The sequence below is a fragment of the Micromonospora sp. HK10 genome, from assembly GCF_000982955.1.
Classification (GTDB): Bacteria; Actinomycetota; Actinomycetes; order Mycobacteriales; family Micromonosporaceae; genus Micromonospora.
In genome coordinates this window covers 40,810-56,455 of sequence record NZ_KQ058702.1, presented here as the reverse complement: position 1 = coordinate 56,455, position 15,646 = coordinate 40,810, and the positions used below count along the sequence as shown (strand labels likewise).

Here is a 15,646-nt window from a genome sequence, read left to right as displayed (position 1 = left end):
GGCCAGAGCCGGAGCGGTGGACATGCCGCCGGCAGCAGCCGGGCCGGCAAGAGCCGGAGCGGTGGACGGACCGCCGGCAGCAACCGGGCGAGCCAGGGCGGGGTCGGCGGGCGCGGCGTGGAGAACCCGGCCGGCCCCGAGGTGTCCGAGCCGGTCGGGCGAGCCGATCCGGTCGGATTCCTCGGCGGGACCGGCCGGACCGGCCGGGGCGTCGACGATGCCGGCGTCGGTGGCCGCCCGGGCGGTCGCGGCCGCACCGACGGGGAGGGTGGCCGCGCCCAGCGCACAGGCCACGACCACGGCCAGGGTGGCCAGCATGCGGGCGGTCCAGCGCGTCACCCACCACACGGGACAGGTGAGCGCGATCGCCGGCACGGCTCCACGCTACCGTCGATCCGGCCAGGTCGCACGGGGCGGCGGGCGTGTCGCCCGCCGGCGATCCACACACCGGCCAGGGTGGACCGGAGCCCCGGTCCGGGCACACCCACACGCCGAAGCACGCCCCGGCCGGTCCGGCACGCGGCACAGCGGAGCGGGGCCCAGGCCGGTCCGGCACGCGGCACAGCGGAGCGGGGCCCAGGCCGGCCCGGCACGCGGCACAGCGGAGCGGGCCCCCGGCGCGGTCCGGCACGCGGCACAGCGGAGCGGGCCCCCGGCCGGCCCGGCACGCGGCGCGGTTGGTCGCGAAGCCGGTCCGGCAGGTACGGCCCGGACTCGCCCCAACGGCAGGCCGGACGGCTCAGCCCGGGTCGCGCCGCCCGGCGTACTCGATGGGGCGGCCCGGGGTGGCGGGATCCTCGACCGGCCCGGCGGCGGCCGACCTCGGGGCGGGCACGGACGGCGCCGGCGCGGCGGCGGCCGGCCGGCCGCCCCGCCGCGCCGGGCCGAGACGGCGCATCATCGGCAGCTCCACCCAGCGGTGCAGGGCCGCGGCGAGCAGCAGGGTGAGCAGCAGGAACCCCAGGACCACCAGCGGGCCCCGCCACCCGGGCAGCCCGGTCCCCCAGTCGCCGGTGAGCCGCAGCACGGTCCGCATCACCAGCACGTGCACGAGGTAGAAGGCGAAGGAGACCTCCCCGAGCCAGACCATCCAGCGGGACCGCCACGGCGTCCACCGGCCGCGCACGTCGGCGTCGGCGGCAGCGGCGATGACCAGCAGGTACGCCGCCGCGAGCAGGGCCGCCCAGAACTCGGCGCGGATCCACAGCGCGGCGACCACCCAGGTGGCGACGAAGAGGCCGCTGGCCACCGTGAGGTTCGGTCCGCGCCAGCGCCCCCGGCGCAGCAGCTCGGCGGCGGCCACCCCCATCCAGAACTCGAACGACCGGGTCACCGGGAAGATCTGGGTGAACCACCAGCGGCTCTCCTCGGGCACCAGCAGCTGGCCGGGCCAGAGGGCCAGGATGAGCAGCGGCACCGCGACCACCACCGCCCAGAGCAGCCCGGTACGGGCCCGGCGCAGCCACGGCAGCACCAGCGGCAGGCAGAGGTAGAAGGCCAGTTCGCAGGAGAGCGACCAGCTCACGTTGTTGACGCTGTAGAAGTAGCCGTCGAAGGGGAGCCAGGCCTGCACCAGGAAGAGGTTCGCGACCGCGGCCCACGGCAGGACCGGGTCGGCGAGCCAGAACGCCACGGCCAGTGCCGCCACGAAGGTCACCACGTGGTTCGGGTAGATCTTGGCGAACCGGCGGCGCAGGAAGACCCGGCGGCGCTCGCCGTCCCGGTAGGACCAGACCAGCACGAATCCACTGAGGATGAAGAAGAACTCCACCCCGGAGAGCCCGAGGCTGAACGCCTTGTTCACCACGACCTTGAGGTCCGGCTCGGCGATGATCTGCATGGTGCCGACGTGGAAGCCGAACACCAGCAGCGCGGCGATCCAGCGCAGCCCGGTCAGCGACGGCAGGCGCGGGGCGCGGGTGGCGGCCGGGGAACTCGTCATCCCGGGTACCCGGCCGTCCGGACGGTCACCTGCACGTCTCCTCCTCGCCCGGCTCGTCGGCGGGCGGCTCCGGGGAGCCACCCCGACGGCGCCCGCGGGTCGGCGCCGCCGCCGGGCACCCTACCCGGTTCCGCCGGCCCGCCACCGGACCGCGTACCGCCGGCCGGCCGGCGCGCGGGCCGACGCCACCCCGCCGTCCGTCGTACGCCTGTTCGACTGACGGGGTACGATCGGCGGCGTGTCCGACACCGCGTACCAGCCGTCGATGCTCGATTTCGCCGAGCAGGGCCCCGCTCTGGGGTCGCTCGCCGGCGGGCTGCGCCGGCACGAGCTGAGCCGGGGCGCCTGGGTCGACCACCTACCCGGCTGGGTGAACGGCTCCGACGCCGTGCTCGACACGCTGCTGCACGAGGTGCCGTGGCGGGCCGAGCGCCGCACCATGTACGACAGCGAGGTCGACGTCCCCCGCCTGCTCTGCTGGTACGGCGCCGGCCGGCCGCTGCCCCACCCGCTGCTCACCGCCGCCCGGGACGCGCTGACCCGGCACTACGCGCCCGAGCTGGGTGAGGCGTTCGTCACCGCGGGCCTGTGCCTCTACCGGGACGGCCGGGACAGCGTGGCCTGGCACGGGGACACCCTCGGCCGGTCCGCGCACGTCGACACCATGGTCGCGATCGTGTCGTTCGGCTCGCCACGGCCGCTGCTGCTGCGCCCCCGCGGCGGCGGCGCGACCAGCCTGCGCTTCCCGCTCGGCCACGGCGACCTGGTGGTGATGGGCGGTTCCTGCCAGCGCACCTGGGAGCACGCCGTCCCCAAGACCGCCCGCCCGGTCGGCCCCCGGGTCAGCGTGCAGTTCCGCCCGGCCGGGGTGGCCTGAACCCGAGCCGGGGCAGGCCGTCGGCCGGCGCCGTGCTAGAAACAACTCTCAGGGTCGATCACGCCCCCGTCACCCGACGACGCGAAGGGCGGCCATGACCCCGACCCCCACCTCCCGCTGGTCCCCCTGGACCCGGCACGGCGACGGCCGTTCCGTCACCCCCGGCGACGTGGTCCACCCCGACGAGCGGCTCTCCTGGCCGCGCACCATCGGCGTCGGCGTGCAGCACGTGGTGGCGATGTTCGGCGCCACCTTCACCGTGCCGCTGATCACCGGCTTCCCGCCCGCCACCACGCTCTTCTTCTCCGGGCTGGGCACGCTGCTGTTCCTGCTCATCACCGGCAACCGGCTCCCCTCGTACCTGGGCTCGTCGTTCGCCTTCATCGCCCCGGTGCTGGCCGCCAAGACCGGCGGCGGCATCAGCGCCGCGCTCGGCGGCATCGTGGTGGCCGGCGCCGCGCTCGCGCTGGTCGGCGTGCTGGTGCAACTGGCCGGCGCGCGCTGGATCGACGCGCTGATGCCGCCCGTGGTGACCGGCGCGATCGTCGCGCTGATCGGGTTGAACCTGGCCCCGGTGGCGTGGGACGGCGGCGGCAGCGGCACCGGGGTGAAGGCGCAGCCGCTGATCGCGGTGGTCACCCTGGTGGCGATCCTGATCGCCACCGTGCTCTTCCGAGGTTTCCTGGCCCGGCTGTCGATCCTGCTCGGTGTCGTCGTCGGCTGGGTGCTGGCCGCCGTCCTCGGTCAACTCGACGAGGCGGCGGTGAGCCGGCTCCGGTCGGAGGACTGGTTCGGGCTGCCCGACTTCCACACCCCCACCTTCAGCCTGCGCGCCGTCGTGCTGGTCATCCCGGTGATCCTGGTGCTCATCGCCGAGAACGCCGGGCACGTCAAGGCGGTCGCCGCGATGACCGGCCGCAACCTGGACCGGCAGATGGGCCGGGCGTTCCTCGGCGACGGCATCGCCACCGTGCTCGCCGGCTCCGGCGGCGGCTCCGGCACCACCACGTACGCGGAGAACATCGGGGTGATGGCGGCGACCCGGGTCTACTCGACCGCCGCGTACTGGGTGGCCGGGGTGGCGGCGGTGCTGCTCGGGTTGAGCCCGAAGTTCGGCGCGCTGATCCTCACCGTGCCGGCCGGCGTGCTGGGCGGCGCGACCACCGCCCTGTACGGCCTGATCGCCATCCTCGGCGCCCGGATCTGGATCGAGAACCGGGTCGACTTCCACGACCCGGTGAACCTGATGACGGCCGCGGTGGCGGTGATCGTCGGCGCGGCGAACTACACGGTCACCGCCGGCGACCTCTCCTTCAGCGGCATCGCCCTGGGCACCGGCGCCGCCCTGGTCATCTACCACGGCATGCGTCTCATCGCCCACCTCCGCGGCACCACCCCAGAACCCCGCCAACCCCCCAACCCCGAACTCTGACCCTCCCCCTCCCCCCACCCCCCTCCCCCCTCTCCCCCACCCCACCCCCCGGGGTGATCAAGGAGTTTGCGTCCGCACCGGGCGCGACAGAGACGCAAACGCCTTGATCAACGACGGGTGGGAGGGGCGTGAAGGGGTGTGGCCGGGTGGGAGGGGCGGGCCGGGTGGGGGGGCGTGAAGGGGTGTGGCCGGGTGGGAGGGGCGTGAAGGGGCCGGCGGTGGGAGGCGCCGGCCCCTGCCGGGTGGGTCAGTCGCGCTGGATCTGGTGGCCGACGACGGTGGGGCCGAGCATGACGGCGAAACCGGAACCGTCCCGGCGGGGGTCCGCCGGGGGCAGCTCGACCGGCTCGCCGTTGGCGGTGGCGCCGACCGGACGCGGACCGATCCAGGCCACCGCCAGGTCCACCTCGCCCTTGAGGAAACGCTGTGCGCGCACCCCGCCGGTCGCCCGCCCCTTCGCCGGGTACGCCTTGAAGGGCGTCACCTTGACCGTGGCACCGGTCGAGGTGACCACCATCGGCTCGCCGTGCGCCCGGTCGTCGGTGCGGATCGCGCCGAAGAAGACCACCCGCGCCCCGGCCGGCAGGTTGATGCCGGACATGCCGCCGCCCTTGATGCCCTGCGGCCGCACCACCGACGCCGCGAAGCGCAGCAGCGACGCCTCCGAGGAGACGAAGGCCAGCGTCTCCGCCCCATCCTTGAGCCAGCTCGCCCCGACCACCTCGTCGCCGTCCCGCAGCGAGATCACCTCGAACTCGTCGGAGCGGACCGGCCAGTCGGGCGCGCAGACCTTCACCACACCGTGCCGGGTGCCCAGCGCCAGACCGGGTGAGCCCTCGGCGGACGGGCCGAGCGGGGCCAGCCCGACCACCCGCTCCCCGGCCGCCAGCGGCACCAGCTCGGCGGCGGACATGCCACCGCGCAGCGACACCGTGCCGGACTGCTCGGGCAGCACCGGCAGCGGCAGTACGTCGATCTTGAAGGCGCGCCCGGCGCTGGTGACCAGCAGCACCCGCCCCCGGGCGGTGGAGTGCACCACGTCGCGTACCGCGTCGTGCTTCACCCGGCCGCTGCGCCGGCGCCCCTCGGCGGCCTCCTCCGACTCGGCCGCGGTCCGGGCGACCAGCCCGGTGGCCGAGAGGATGACCTGGCACGGGTCGTCGGCGACCTCCAGCGGCCCGGCCGGCACGGACGCCGCGAGGACCTCCTTGAGGTCGCCGTCGACCAGGGTGGTGCGGCGGTCGGCGGCGAACTGCTTCACCACCGCGGCCAGCTCGTCGGAGACCAGCTTCCGCAGCACCTTGGGGTCGTCGAGGATCTTCGACAGCTCGGCGATCTCGCCGCGCAGCTTCTCCTGCTCGGCCTCCAGCTCCAGCCGGTCGTACTTGGTGAGCCGGCGCAGCGGGGTGTCCAGGATGTAGCTGGCCTGGATGTCGGAGAGCTTGAACTTCTGCATCAGGCCGTCCTTGGCGGCCTGGGCGTCCTCGCTGGCCCGGATCAGCCGGACCACCTTGTCGATGTCGAGCAGGGCGATCAGCAGGCCGTCGACCAGGTGCAGCCGCTCCTGGCGCTTGCGGCGGCGGTACGCGCTGCGCCGGGTCACCACCTCGTACCGGTGGGCCAGGAACACCTCCAGCAGCTCCTTGAGCCCCAGGGTCTGCGGCTGGCCGTCCACCAGGACCAGGTTGTTCACGCCGAAGGACTGCTCCAGCGGGGTGAGCCGGTAGAGGTCGGCCAGCAGCGCCTGCGGGTTGACCCCCACCTTGCACTCGATGACCAGCCGGGTGCCGTTCTCCCGGTCCGTGAGGTCCTTGACGTCGGCGATGCCGGCCAGCCGCTTGGTCTTGTTGACCTCGTTGGTGATGGCCGCGATGACCTTCTCCGCGCCGACGCCGTACGGCAGCTCGGTGACCGTGATGGCCTGGCGGCCCCGGCTGCCCTCGAGCGGGCCGGTCTCCACCCGGGCGCGCATCCGCACCACGCCGCGCCCGGTCTCGTACGCCCGGCGCACCTCGTCCAGGCCGAGCAGCAGCCCGCCGGTGGGCAGGTCGGGGCCGGGGACGAACTCCATGAGCTTGTCCAGCGTGGCGTCCGGGTGGTTGATCAGCCAGCGGGCCGCCTGCACGACCTCGCCCAGGTTGTGCGGGATCATGTTGGTGGCCATCCCGACCGCGATCCCGGACGCGCCGTTGACCAGCAGGTTGGGGAAGGCCGCCGGCAGCACGGTGGGCTGGGTCAGCGAGCCGTCGTAGTTGGGCTCGACGTCGACGGTGTCCTCGCCCAGCTCGCCCACGAGCAGCATCGCCTCGCGCGACATCCGGGCCTCGGTGTAGCGCGCCGCGGCCGGTCCGTCGTCGGGGCTGCCGAAGTTGCCGTGCCCGTCGATGAGCGGGGCGTTGAGCGAGAAGTCCTGGGCGAGCCGGACCATGGCGTCGTAGATGGCCACGTCGCCGTGCGGATGGTATTTGCCCATCACGTCGCCGACGATCCGGGCCGACTTGACGTGGCCCCGGTCGGGGCGGTGGCCCTGCTCGTACATCGACCAGAGGATGCGCCGGTGCACCGGCTTGAGCCCGTCGCGGGCGTCGGGCAGGGCCCGGGAGTGGATGACCGAGAACGCGTACTCCAGGTAGGAGTCGGAGACCTCGGTGACCAGCGGATTGTCGAAGACCCGGGCGCCGGCCTGGTCGAACGCGGACAGGTCGGCGCGGGCGCGGTCGTCCCTACGGCGTGCCATGGTTCAGCTTTCCTTCCGAAACCCGGTGGTCAGGCGTCGATCGCGTCGCGGTCGACCCGGTCGGCCGACTCGATGAGCCAGTTGCGGCGGGGCTCGACCTTCTCCCCCATGAGCAGTTCGAGGATCCGCTCGGCCGCCTCGACGTCGTCGAGGGTGATCCGGCGGACCGCGCGGGTGGCCGGGTTCATGGTGGTCTCCCAGAGCTCGTCGGCGTCCATCTCACCGAGACCCTTGAACCGCGGGATCGGGGTGACGATCTGCCTGCCGGCCTTCTCCAGCTTGCGGACCGTCGCCTCCATCTCGGCCTGGGTGTAGGTGTAGACGGTCTGCGGGTTGCGCCCCTTCGTGGTGATCTTGTGCAGGGGCGGCATCGCCGCGTAGAGCCGGCCGGCCTCGATCAGCGGTCGCATGTAGCGGGCGAAGAGCGTGATCAGCAGGGTACGGATGTGCGCACCGTCGACGTCCGCGTCGGCCATGATGAGCACCCGGCCGTAGCGCAGGGCGGACAGGTCGAAGGTGCGCCCGGAGCCGGCGCCGAGCACCTGCACGATCGCCGCGCACTCGGCGTTGTCCAGCACCTGCTGGAGGTTCGCCTTCTGTACGTTGAGGATCTTGCCGCGGATCGGCAGCAGCGCCTGGTATTCCGATGTCCGCGCCACCCGCGCGCTGTTGTGCACGAACACACCGGATTCCAGGGCGAAGTTGTGGTAGCCCTCGACGGTCAGGTCGTAGACGTCGGCCGTCTCGCTCAGCTGCTCCACGGAAACCACGGTGTGGTTGACGAGCGCGGCCGCCTCCCGCAGGCGGGCGTAGTCACCGCCGTGCAGCGCCAGGAGGCGATCGAACCGGAGGCCGGTGCGCGCAGTCCGCAACCGCTCGGCCTCGTATGCGGCGGCCATGTCGGCGTCGGCCATGGATACCAGCGGCGCGAGCCGTCGCAAGGCGGCCACACGCCGACCCTCGTTCTGCTGAGTGACCCGCTCGGCACGCGGGACACTGGCCACGTAGCGGGCACGCCCGGCCTGCACTTTGGCGAGGTGGCCGGTGGCCGGGTCGGTCATCCGGCGGGCCATCCGGCGCGAGTGGGCCTGCCCGAACGCGGGGTTGTCCTCGTGCCAGGCCACGACGGCGTTGCGCTGCCGCTCCCGTTCGGCCGGATCGGCGAACTGTTCAATAGTCTTCCGGCTCCGCCAAGCACGCAGGTCCGGGTCCTGCCACTGGCGCACCGACCGCCGCCGCCACTGCTCTCGACGAGCCGGATCGGTGAAGAACAGCCGGACCCGCTCGCTAGCCGCCGCCCGGTGCTCGGGATGGGACCAGTACTCGTGCTGGCGCTCGCGCATGCGTTCGGCGTAGGCGCGCTTCTCGTCATCGCTGAGCGCGTGATACCACTCCTGGAATCTCTGCTCAATCCTCGCCCGGAACGCGGGCGACTCGTTGAGCGCGAACAGCCGTGCCAGGCACGCCTCGCGGAAAGCTGGATCCCGCCACTGCGCGGTCAACATCGCCGAGCGGAACTCTCGTCCACCGTTTTCGAACCACTCCCGCCAGGCCGCGTGAACATGGTCACCCATCATCGCGGCGTGCAGGGCGAAGTGATCGGCGGGGGTCATCCGTCGAAGGTTGCGTGGGTCGTTGTTGCGCTTGTTGATGTCGATGTGATGCCGGACGTTGCCGTTGGCGGCGCTGTCTCTGCCGTGGCGGAGGTTCCAGCCGTCCGCGAGGTAGTGGGTGTAGACCCACTCCGCGCGGTCGTTCATCCAGACCCGTTCGTAACCGTGCAGCTTGTGCCCCTCGGCCTTGCTGGAGAGGCTGCGGTACAGCGGCATCAGTGAATCACCGGGACGCAGGGCGTCGGCCCGCCGATAGGAGCCGTCCCGCAGCCGGAAGAGGTGGTCCGGCGTGCATCTCACGGACTCGCCGTTGTCGAGGGTGACCCGGACCAGCGCGGCGTTCCGCTTGGTGAGGCGCGGCTCCTCCAGCGGGGCGATCACGACGCGGCCGGCCTTGTTGGTCGTGTAGCCGAAGTGCGTCACGCCCTGTGCCCAGTCTGCGGCTAGGTCGGCGAAGGACCGGGCTTCGCCCGAGGCGAGCGCCACCATCGTGTCGCCGGTAAAGCACCCGAGGGCGCTGTCGCCCTCCACGATGAACAGTTCGCTGCGCTCCACCCCGGTGGCCCGGCAGTCGACGAGCTTCGCCGGCATCGACGCGCCCTCCAGGGCGGTCTTGCGGCGGGCGGCGTCCTTCTGCTGCTTCTGGGTGAGCCGGACCCGGGCCGCGTCGACGATCTTCTGCAGCACCGTACGCGCCTCGGCCTTGGTCCGGCGGTCCTCCAGCCAGGCCTTCAGGTGCGCCTCGACCAACCCCTGGAGCACCTTCGTGATGCCGGCGGTGGAGAGCTCGTCCTTGGTCTGCGAGGTGAACTGCGGCTCCGGGATCCGCACGTGCACCACCGCGGTCATGCCCTCCAGGACGTCGTCCAGGGTGGGCGCGTCCTCCTTCGGCTTGAGCAGGCCGCGGGCGTTGCGGGCGGCCTCGGCGAGGGTACGCACCAGGGCCCGCTCGAAGCCCTTGCGGTGGGTGCCGCCGTGGGCGTTGCGGATGGTGTTGGTGAAGCACTCGACGGTCCGGTCGTAACCGGTGCCCCAGCGGAAGGCGATCTCCACCTCGGCCCGGCGCTGCACGTTGGACTGCATGACGCCGTTGGCGTCGGCGGCGTTCTCCCGGTAGGTGCCCTCGCCGCTGACCAGCAGCGTGCCGGAGACCGGCCGGTCGCCGGCCGGGGCCAGGTATTCCACCATGTCGGTGAGGCCGTTGGGGAAGTGGAAGCTCTCCTCCACGGCCTGCTCGCCGGTCTCGTCGCGCAGCCGGTAGGCCACGCCCGGCACCAGGAAGGCGGTGTTGCGCAGCTTGAGCCGGACCGCCTCGGTGTCCAGCGCCGCGCCGGTCTCGAAGTAGCGCGGGTCGTGCCACCAGCGGATCGAGGTGCCGGTGCGCTGGCCGCGCTTCATCGCGCCGACGATCTGCAGGCCGGGGCCGGGGGTGAAGCGGGCGTCCGGGCCGGCGCCGTCGAAGATTCCCGGTACGCCGTGCCGGAAGGACATCGAGTGGACCTTGCCGGCGCGGCGGACGGTGACGTCGAAGCGGCGGGACAGGGCGTTGACCGCAGAGGCGCCCACCCCGTGCAGGCCGCCGGAGGTCTTGTAGCCGGAGCCGCCGAACTTGCCGCCCGCGTGCAACCGGGTGAGCACCAGCTCGACGCCGGAGATGCCGGACTTCGCGTGCACGTCGGTGGGTATGCCGCGACCGTCGTCGTCGACCTGCACCGAGCCGTCGGCGTGCAGGATCACGTCGACCTTCTTCGCGTGACCCGCGACACCCTCGTCGGTGGAGTTGTCGAGGATCTCGTTCACGAGGTGGCCCACGCCACGGCTGTCGGTCGAGCCGATGTACATGCCGGGGCGCTTCCGGACGGCGTCCAGGCCCTCCAGGTGCGTCAGGTCGTCGGCCCCGTAGAGGGTCTCAGGCTGTGCGGTCAACTGGTCGTACTCCCAGGTCTCGGCGGTGTGGTGCCGGTCACCGTGCGATCCCCCACGTCGATCGCCAGGCGCGGCGCGCCGGAGCGAGCCTAGCCCGGCGCTCTGACAGACCCGTGGCACCCGTGCGGTGCGTTGTCCGGTTACGCTCCGGCGGGGTCCGGGCCCGCTGCCCCCGTACGGGTGGGCCGGAGTGAGGAGGCGTCCGTGCAGCACAACGATGGGACCGGCCGGTTGTCTTCCCGGCCGCCCGCGGCGGACGACCCGTTCGGCCGGTTCGAGCGGCTCTACGTCGAGGCGGAGCGGGGCGAGGCCGAGGTGCCCTGGGACCGGGACGCCCCGCATTCCCTGCTCGCCGAGTGGACCGCGCGGGCCCGGCCGGACGGCTCCGGTCGCACGGCGCTGGTGGTCGGCTGCGGCTTCGGCCGGGACGCCGAGCACCTGGCCACGCTGGGCTTCGCCACGGTCGCCTTCGACATCTCCCCCACGGCGGTGCGGGGCGCGCGCCGCCGGCACGCCGGTTCCCCGGTCCGGTACGAGACGGCGGACCTGCTCGACCCGCCGGCCGACTGGCTGGACGGCTTCGACCTCGTGCTGGAGAGCATGAACGTGCAGGCGCTGCCGGCGGAGCTGCGGGCGCGGGCGATCCCGGCGGTCGGCCGGCTGGTCGCCCCGGGCGGGACGTTGCTGGTGATCGCGGCCGGCCGGCGCGACGGCGAGCAGGTGGACGGGCCGCCGTGGCCGCTGACCCGGGCGGAGGTCGACGCCTTCGCGGCCCCCGGCGCGCTCACTCCCGCCCAGGTGGAGGAGATCGTCGTGCCGGACGGCGGTCTCCGCTGGCGCGCCGAGTTCCGCCGCGCCGGCTGACCTACCGGAGAGCCGACGGGCCGGACATCCGCCTTGGATGTCCGGCCATTGACGCATGTCACACGCTCGTGATCTGATCGCCTCCTCGGAGAATCTTTCATATTTCTATGGATAGATGAGGGGTCGCGGATGTCCATGCTCCGTCGTACCGTGCTCGCCGCGACGCTGGCCGTCGCCTCGGTGGCCCTACCGGCCGCCGTGGCGCCCGCCGGCCCGGCGGCGGCCGCACTGCCCACCGCCGCGGTGGCGCTGGGCGACAGCTTCATCAGCGGTGAGGGCGCCGGGGCGTACGCGCCGGTGGTCGACGTCAACGGGGTGAGCCAGGCCTTCCCCGGCTGGTCGGCGGCGAACAGCAACGCCTACTTCTGCCACCGCTCGCCGAACGCCTCGCTGTTCCAGGCCACCCTGCCCGGCATCAGCGCCCGGTTCAACCTGGCCTGCTCCGGCGGGCAGCCGTACGACATCGCCAGCGCCTCGTCCACCCGGGCCAAGGGCCGGCAGGTCGCGGCCCAGCTCGACCAGCTCCGCGCGGTGGCGCGGACGCACGACATCGACCTGGTGCTGATCGGCCTCGGCTCGAACAACAGCTCCTTCACCTTCGGCAGCGTGGCGGAGAAGTGCGCCAACCGGTTCATCGCCGACGCCTGGACGGGCTGGTGGGAGTTCTGGGCGTACCTGGGCGGCCCGGTCGAGCAGGAGCCGTGCAGCGACGCCGACCTGGCCACCGCGGCGCAGTTCAGCGCCGCGACCGCGGAGACCACCGCAGCGGTACGGCAGATCCTCACCACCCTCGACCAGATCGACGCCGACGGCCAGCACCGGGTGGTGTTCCAGGACTACACCAACCCGCTCCCCACCGACCTGGCCTCGGTCTATTGGGACGAGGACAGCCGAGACGACACCCGGGACAAGTTCCGGGCCCTGGGCGCCGAGCGGTACGCGGCCGGCTGCCCGATCCACCGGGCCAGTCTCGCCCCCGGGCAGCGCTTCTCCCAGGGCCTCGGCACCATGGTCAGCTCGGTACGGACCAGCCTGGCCGGCGAGTTCCCGCAGGCGGACCTGGTCTACCTGAACGTGCAGCGCGCGTTCGACGGGGCGCGGCTCTGCGAGTCGTCGGGCAGCCCCGGCAACGCGCTGGCCACCCCGATCCGGCTGATGGACGGCCCGACCGGCACCTTCGTCACCAGCCTCTCCGGCTACGACAAGCTGGACATCCAGCGGATCGCCAACGCCTGCGGCACGTACTTCCAGACCTGCCAGGAGTCCTGGCACCCGAGCGCGGCCGGCCACCGGGTGCTCGGTACCTGCCTCAGCGGCGCGGCCACCACCGCGGCCCGGACGGTCTCCTGTGTCCGGTCCTCGAACGGCACCATCACGGTGAGCTGACCGCCCCTCGTGGGGTCCGCCCCGGCGGACCCCACGAGGCGTCGCGGCCGGTCCCGGCGCTTCGGCAGGCGGCGTCAGGGGCGGGTGGCGGTGCCGAGGACGTGCGGTGCGGCCGGTCCGCCGAGCCCGGTGGGCGGGAAGCGCAGCCGGTCCAGGTCGGTGACGGTGAAGCCGGCCGCCCGGATGGCGGTCACGGTGTCCCGGCCCGTGTGGCAGCCGGCGCAGACCAGCGGCCAGAGGGTGGCGTCCGCGCAGCGCTGGACCCGGCGCAGCCCGGGGGTTTCGGCCACGACGTGTTCGTAGAAGCGGAGTTGCCCGCCCGGACGCAGCACCCGCCGGGCCTCGCCCAGCGCCACCGCCTGGTCCGGCACCGAGCAGAGCACCAGGGAGAACACCACCGCGTCGGCGGCGGAGTCGGCGACCGGGAGCGCCTCGGCGAGGCCGGCGGCCACGGTCAGCGGAACCCGGGCGGCGGCCGCCCCGGCCACCGCGGCGGCGCGCAGCCGCGGTTCGGGCTCGACCGCCAGCACCCCGGTCACGGTGGCGGGATAGTGCGGGAACATCCGGCCGTTGCCGGCGCCCACCTCGACCACCCGCCCGTGCAGCCCGGCGACCAGGCGACGGCGGTGCTCCGCGACGCCGGCCCGGTCCATCGCCACGCTGGCGCGGGTGAAGAGCCGGGCGAAGAGCGGGTGCGAGACGCCCATCAGGACCGGGCCACGCCGAGGGTGAGCAGCAGCGGGCCGGCCGGGCCGGCGACCAGGTCACCGAGGCGTACCTCGTCGAGCACGGCCAGGAACGCGGCCTGGGCCCGGCGCAGCTGGCCGCGGAGCCGGCAGCCACCGACCAGCGGGCAGGCCGGCTCCTCGCAGGAGACCACCTCGCCGTCGCCTTCGAAGGCGCGGACCACGTGCCCGACGGTCAGCTCGGCGGCGTGCTCGGCGAAGGCCACTCCGCCGGAGCGGCCGCGGATGGTGACCAGCACCCCGAGCCGCTGCAACCGCTGGACCACCTTGGCCACGTGGCTGCGCGGCAGGGACAGCTGCGCGGCAAGCTCGTCCACGGTGGCCCGGGTCGGGGACGCCGCGGTGAGCATGGCGATCCGCAGCGCCATGTCCGTCGAGCGGTTGAGCTTCACAGCATCGACCCTAACGAGCGCTGCCAAGGCGTGGAACGGGTCGCCCGGCCCGATCCGGGCTGTGATTCTCGCGACCCGTGCCGCGGGACTTTCGACCCTGAAGAGGGTTCTTAGATTCCGATTTCGTGGCGTTCGAACTGATCGACACCCGAAGGAGTGGTCGTGCTCTCGCAATCCTCAGCAGCAGTGGTGGTGGCGACGCTGCCCGCCGTGCAGGCGCACGGCGAGGCGATCACCGGGCGGTTCTACCAGCGGATGTTCGACGCGCATCCCGACCTGCTGAACATCTTCAACCGGGGCAACCAGGCGACCGGGCAGCAGAAGGCGGCGCTCGCCGCCGCCGTGGTCGCGTACGCCGAGCACCTGACCGGCGGCAGCACCGTGTCCTGGGGGCCGATCCTGGACCGGATCGCGCACAAGCACGCCTCGCTCGGTATCACCGCCAGCCAGTACCCGATCGTGGGCCGGCATCTGCTCGCCGCGGTCGGCGAGGTGCTCGGCGACGCCGTCACGCCCGCCGTCGCGGCGGCCTGGGACGAGGTCTACTGGCTGCTGGCGTGCGAGCTGATCGCGCGGGAGGCGCGCCTGTACGTCGGCGCGGGGGTGCCGGAGGACGGCACGGTGTGGCGGGAATGGCGGGTACGGGAAAAGATCGGCGAGACGGCCGACGTGGCGTCGTTCACCCTCGTTCCGGCCGACGGCGGCCCGCTGCCCGCCTTCACCCCGGGCCAGTACGTCTCGGTCGCGGTCGACCTGGACGGCGGGCGGGGCCAGCAGATCCGGCAGTACAGCCTTTCCGGCCGCCCCGGCGCCGACCACTGGCAGATCACCGTCAAGCGGGTACGCGGCCTGGCCGGCGAGCCCGACGGCATGGTCTCCACCTTCCTGCACGAGCGGGTGGCCGCCGGGGACACCCTGCGGCTCAGTCCGCCGTTCGGCGAGGTCAGCGCCATCGGCAACGGCGAACCGCTGCTGCTGATCAGCGCCGGCATCGGCCTCACCCCGGCCATGGCGGCGCTGGCGCACCTGGCCGATGCCGCGCCCGAACGCCCGGTGGCCCTGGTGCACGCCGACCGCACCGGCGCCGCACACGCCCGACGAGGCGAACTGGTCGGGCTCCAGGAGCGGCTGCCCAACCTGTCGGTCCGCCTCTGGTACGAGGACGCCGCCGACGCCAAACTGGCCGGCCTGAAGGCCGAGGTCGCCGACGGCCTGGTGGACCCGGCGCTGATCCCGCTCACCCCGGAGGCGTACGTGCACCTCTGCGGCCCGGTGCCGTTCATGTCCCTGGTCCGCAGCGGGCTGCTGCGCCGCGGCGTGCCCGCCGAGCGGATCGCCTACGAGGTGTTCGGCCCCGGCATGCTGCACTGAGCGCGCCGCCACCCGCAACCGGGCCGGCGCCGGCCGCAGACCCCGGCACCGGCCCGGTCACACCTCCTCGAGATCCGGACCCCCGTCGCCTCTCTCCGATCACGCGCGCCCGCGCCACGCCCACCCGGTCACACCGCCCGCAGCCCTCGCCCCACCCACAGCCCTCGCCCCGCCCACAGCCCTCGCCCCGCCCACAGCCCTCGCCCCGATCACCTTCGGCGCTCCCGCCAATCCCGCCACGCCCGCCGCGCCCATCGCTGGACCGCGCGCTGGCCGGCACATCGGCCCGGCCGCCCGCGAAAACCCATCCATCCACCGGCCGCTTCTGCCACCCTCGCCCCGCCACCCGCCACCCGCCAC

10 protein-coding genes and 3 pseudogenes are annotated in these 15,646 nt (G+C 73.4%); 5 read left to right on the top strand and 8 right to left on the bottom strand.

Annotation, left to right across the window (positions count from 1 at the left end; translation table 11 throughout):
- Together LQ51_RS05725 and LQ51_RS05720 are read right to left on the bottom strand one after the other, a co-directional pair.
- Window positions 1-375, bottom strand: a 375-nt coding sequence (locus tag LQ51_RS05725; RefSeq protein ID WP_046563605.1) for a hypothetical protein, incomplete at its 3' end; no start/stop codon positions are given.
- A gap of 364 nt (window positions 376-739) precedes the next feature.
- On the bottom strand, window positions 740-1,942 hold the full coding sequence (locus LQ51_RS05720) for an acyltransferase family protein (RefSeq protein ID WP_046563604.1): 1,203 nt from the start codon (window positions 1,940-1,942) through the stop codon (window positions 740-742).
- A 265-nt stretch (window positions 1,943-2,207) separates the two neighbouring features.
- Here LQ51_RS05720 and LQ51_RS05710 point away from each other — a divergent pair, with 265 nt between their 5' ends.
- Together LQ51_RS05710 and LQ51_RS05705 are read left to right on the top strand one after the other, a co-directional pair.
- Window positions 2,208-2,819 (top strand): alpha-ketoglutarate-dependent dioxygenase AlkB, encoded by a 612-nt coding sequence (locus LQ51_RS05710; protein ID WP_369799823.1) that lies wholly within the window; start codon window positions 2,208-2,210, stop codon window positions 2,817-2,819.
- Between the two features lie 94 nt (window positions 2,820-2,913).
- A complete protein-coding gene (locus LQ51_RS05705; protein WP_046563601.1) occupies window positions 2,914-4,251 on the top strand; it encodes a uracil-xanthine permease family protein in 1,338 nt (445 codons plus the stop codon).
- Between the two features lie 247 nt (window positions 4,252-4,498).
- Here the strand turns inward: LQ51_RS05705 and LQ51_RS05700 are convergent, their stop codons facing one another.
- The 4 genes and pseudogenes from LQ51_RS05700 to LQ51_RS34470 form a co-directional block, all read right to left on the bottom strand.
- The gene (locus tag LQ51_RS05700) at window positions 4,499-6,988 is read right to left on the bottom strand and encodes a DNA gyrase/topoisomerase IV subunit A (RefSeq protein WP_046563600.1); all 2,490 of its coding nucleotides are present in this window, start codon (window positions 6,986-6,988) and stop codon (window positions 4,499-4,501) included.
- A 29-nt stretch (window positions 6,989-7,017) separates the two neighbouring features.
- A pseudogene (locus LQ51_RS34480) lies at window positions 7,018-7,656 on the bottom strand (toprim domain-containing protein); the annotation flags it as partial.
- 6 nt (window positions 7,657-7,662) lie between these two features.
- Window positions 7,663-9,132: pseudogene (locus LQ51_RS34475) on the bottom strand (DNA topoisomerase); the annotation flags it as partial.
- A pseudogene (locus LQ51_RS34470) lies at window positions 9,109-10,527 on the bottom strand (ATP-binding protein); the annotation flags it as partial. The pseudogenes LQ51_RS34475 and LQ51_RS34470, both read right to left, overlap by 24 nt.
- Before the next feature lie 204 nt (window positions 10,528-10,731).
- Here LQ51_RS34470 and LQ51_RS05690 point away from each other — a divergent pair.
- Window positions 10,732-11,391: a class I SAM-dependent methyltransferase gene (locus LQ51_RS05690; RefSeq protein ID WP_046563612.1), complete on the top strand. Its 660-nt coding sequence runs from the start codon at window positions 10,732-10,734 to the stop codon at window positions 11,389-11,391.
- 129 nt (window positions 11,392-11,520) lie between these two features.
- Window positions 11,521-12,777, top strand: coding sequence for an SGNH/GDSL hydrolase family protein (locus LQ51_RS05685; protein ID WP_046563598.1), 1,257 nt, complete (start codon window positions 11,521-11,523; stop codon window positions 12,775-12,777).
- A 74-nt stretch (window positions 12,778-12,851) separates the two neighbouring features.
- Here the strand turns inward: LQ51_RS05685 and LQ51_RS05680 are convergent, their stop codons facing one another.
- Window positions 12,852-13,484, bottom strand: coding sequence for a class I SAM-dependent methyltransferase (locus tag LQ51_RS05680; RefSeq protein WP_046563597.1), 633 nt, complete (start codon window positions 13,482-13,484; stop codon window positions 12,852-12,854).
- Window positions 13,484-13,915 carry an RrF2 family transcriptional regulator gene (locus tag LQ51_RS05675; protein WP_046563596.1) on the bottom strand — a complete coding sequence of 144 codons (432 nt, stop codon included), beginning with the start codon at window positions 13,913-13,915 and terminating at the stop codon, window positions 13,484-13,486. Before LQ51_RS05675 ends, LQ51_RS05680 begins: the two co-directional genes overlap by 1 nt.
- Before the next feature lie 156 nt (window positions 13,916-14,071).
- Between LQ51_RS05675 and LQ51_RS05670 the strand changes: the two genes are divergently transcribed.
- Window positions 14,072-15,286, top strand: a complete 1,215-nt coding sequence (locus LQ51_RS05670) for a globin domain-containing protein (RefSeq protein ID WP_046563595.1) — start codon at window positions 14,072-14,074, stop codon at window positions 15,284-15,286.
- Window positions 15,287-15,646 lie beyond the last annotated feature (360 nt).

Excerpts from the sequence above, each read along its gene's own strand:
- LQ51_RS05720 (WP_046563604.1), bottom strand. The coding sequence starts at position 1,942 with ATGACGAGTTCCCCGGCCGCCACCCGCGCCCCGCGCCTGCCGTCGCTG.
- LQ51_RS05685 (WP_046563598.1), top strand. The coding sequence starts at position 11,521 with ATGTCCATGCTCCGTCGTACCGTGCTCGCCGCGACGCTGGCCGTCGCC.
- LQ51_RS05700 (WP_046563600.1), bottom strand. The coding sequence starts at position 6,988 with ATGGCACGCCGTAGGGACGACCGCGCCCGCGCCGACCTGTCCGCGTTC.
- LQ51_RS05680 (WP_046563597.1), bottom strand. The coding sequence starts at position 13,484 with ATGGGCGTCTCGCACCCGCTCTTCGCCCGGCTCTTCACCCGCGCCAGC.
- LQ51_RS05705 (WP_046563601.1), top strand. The coding sequence starts at position 2,914 with ATGACCCCGACCCCCACCTCCCGCTGGTCCCCCTGGACCCGGCACGGC.
- LQ51_RS05710 (WP_369799823.1), top strand. The coding sequence starts at position 2,208 with ATGCTCGATTTCGCCGAGCAGGGCCCCGCTCTGGGGTCGCTCGCCGGC.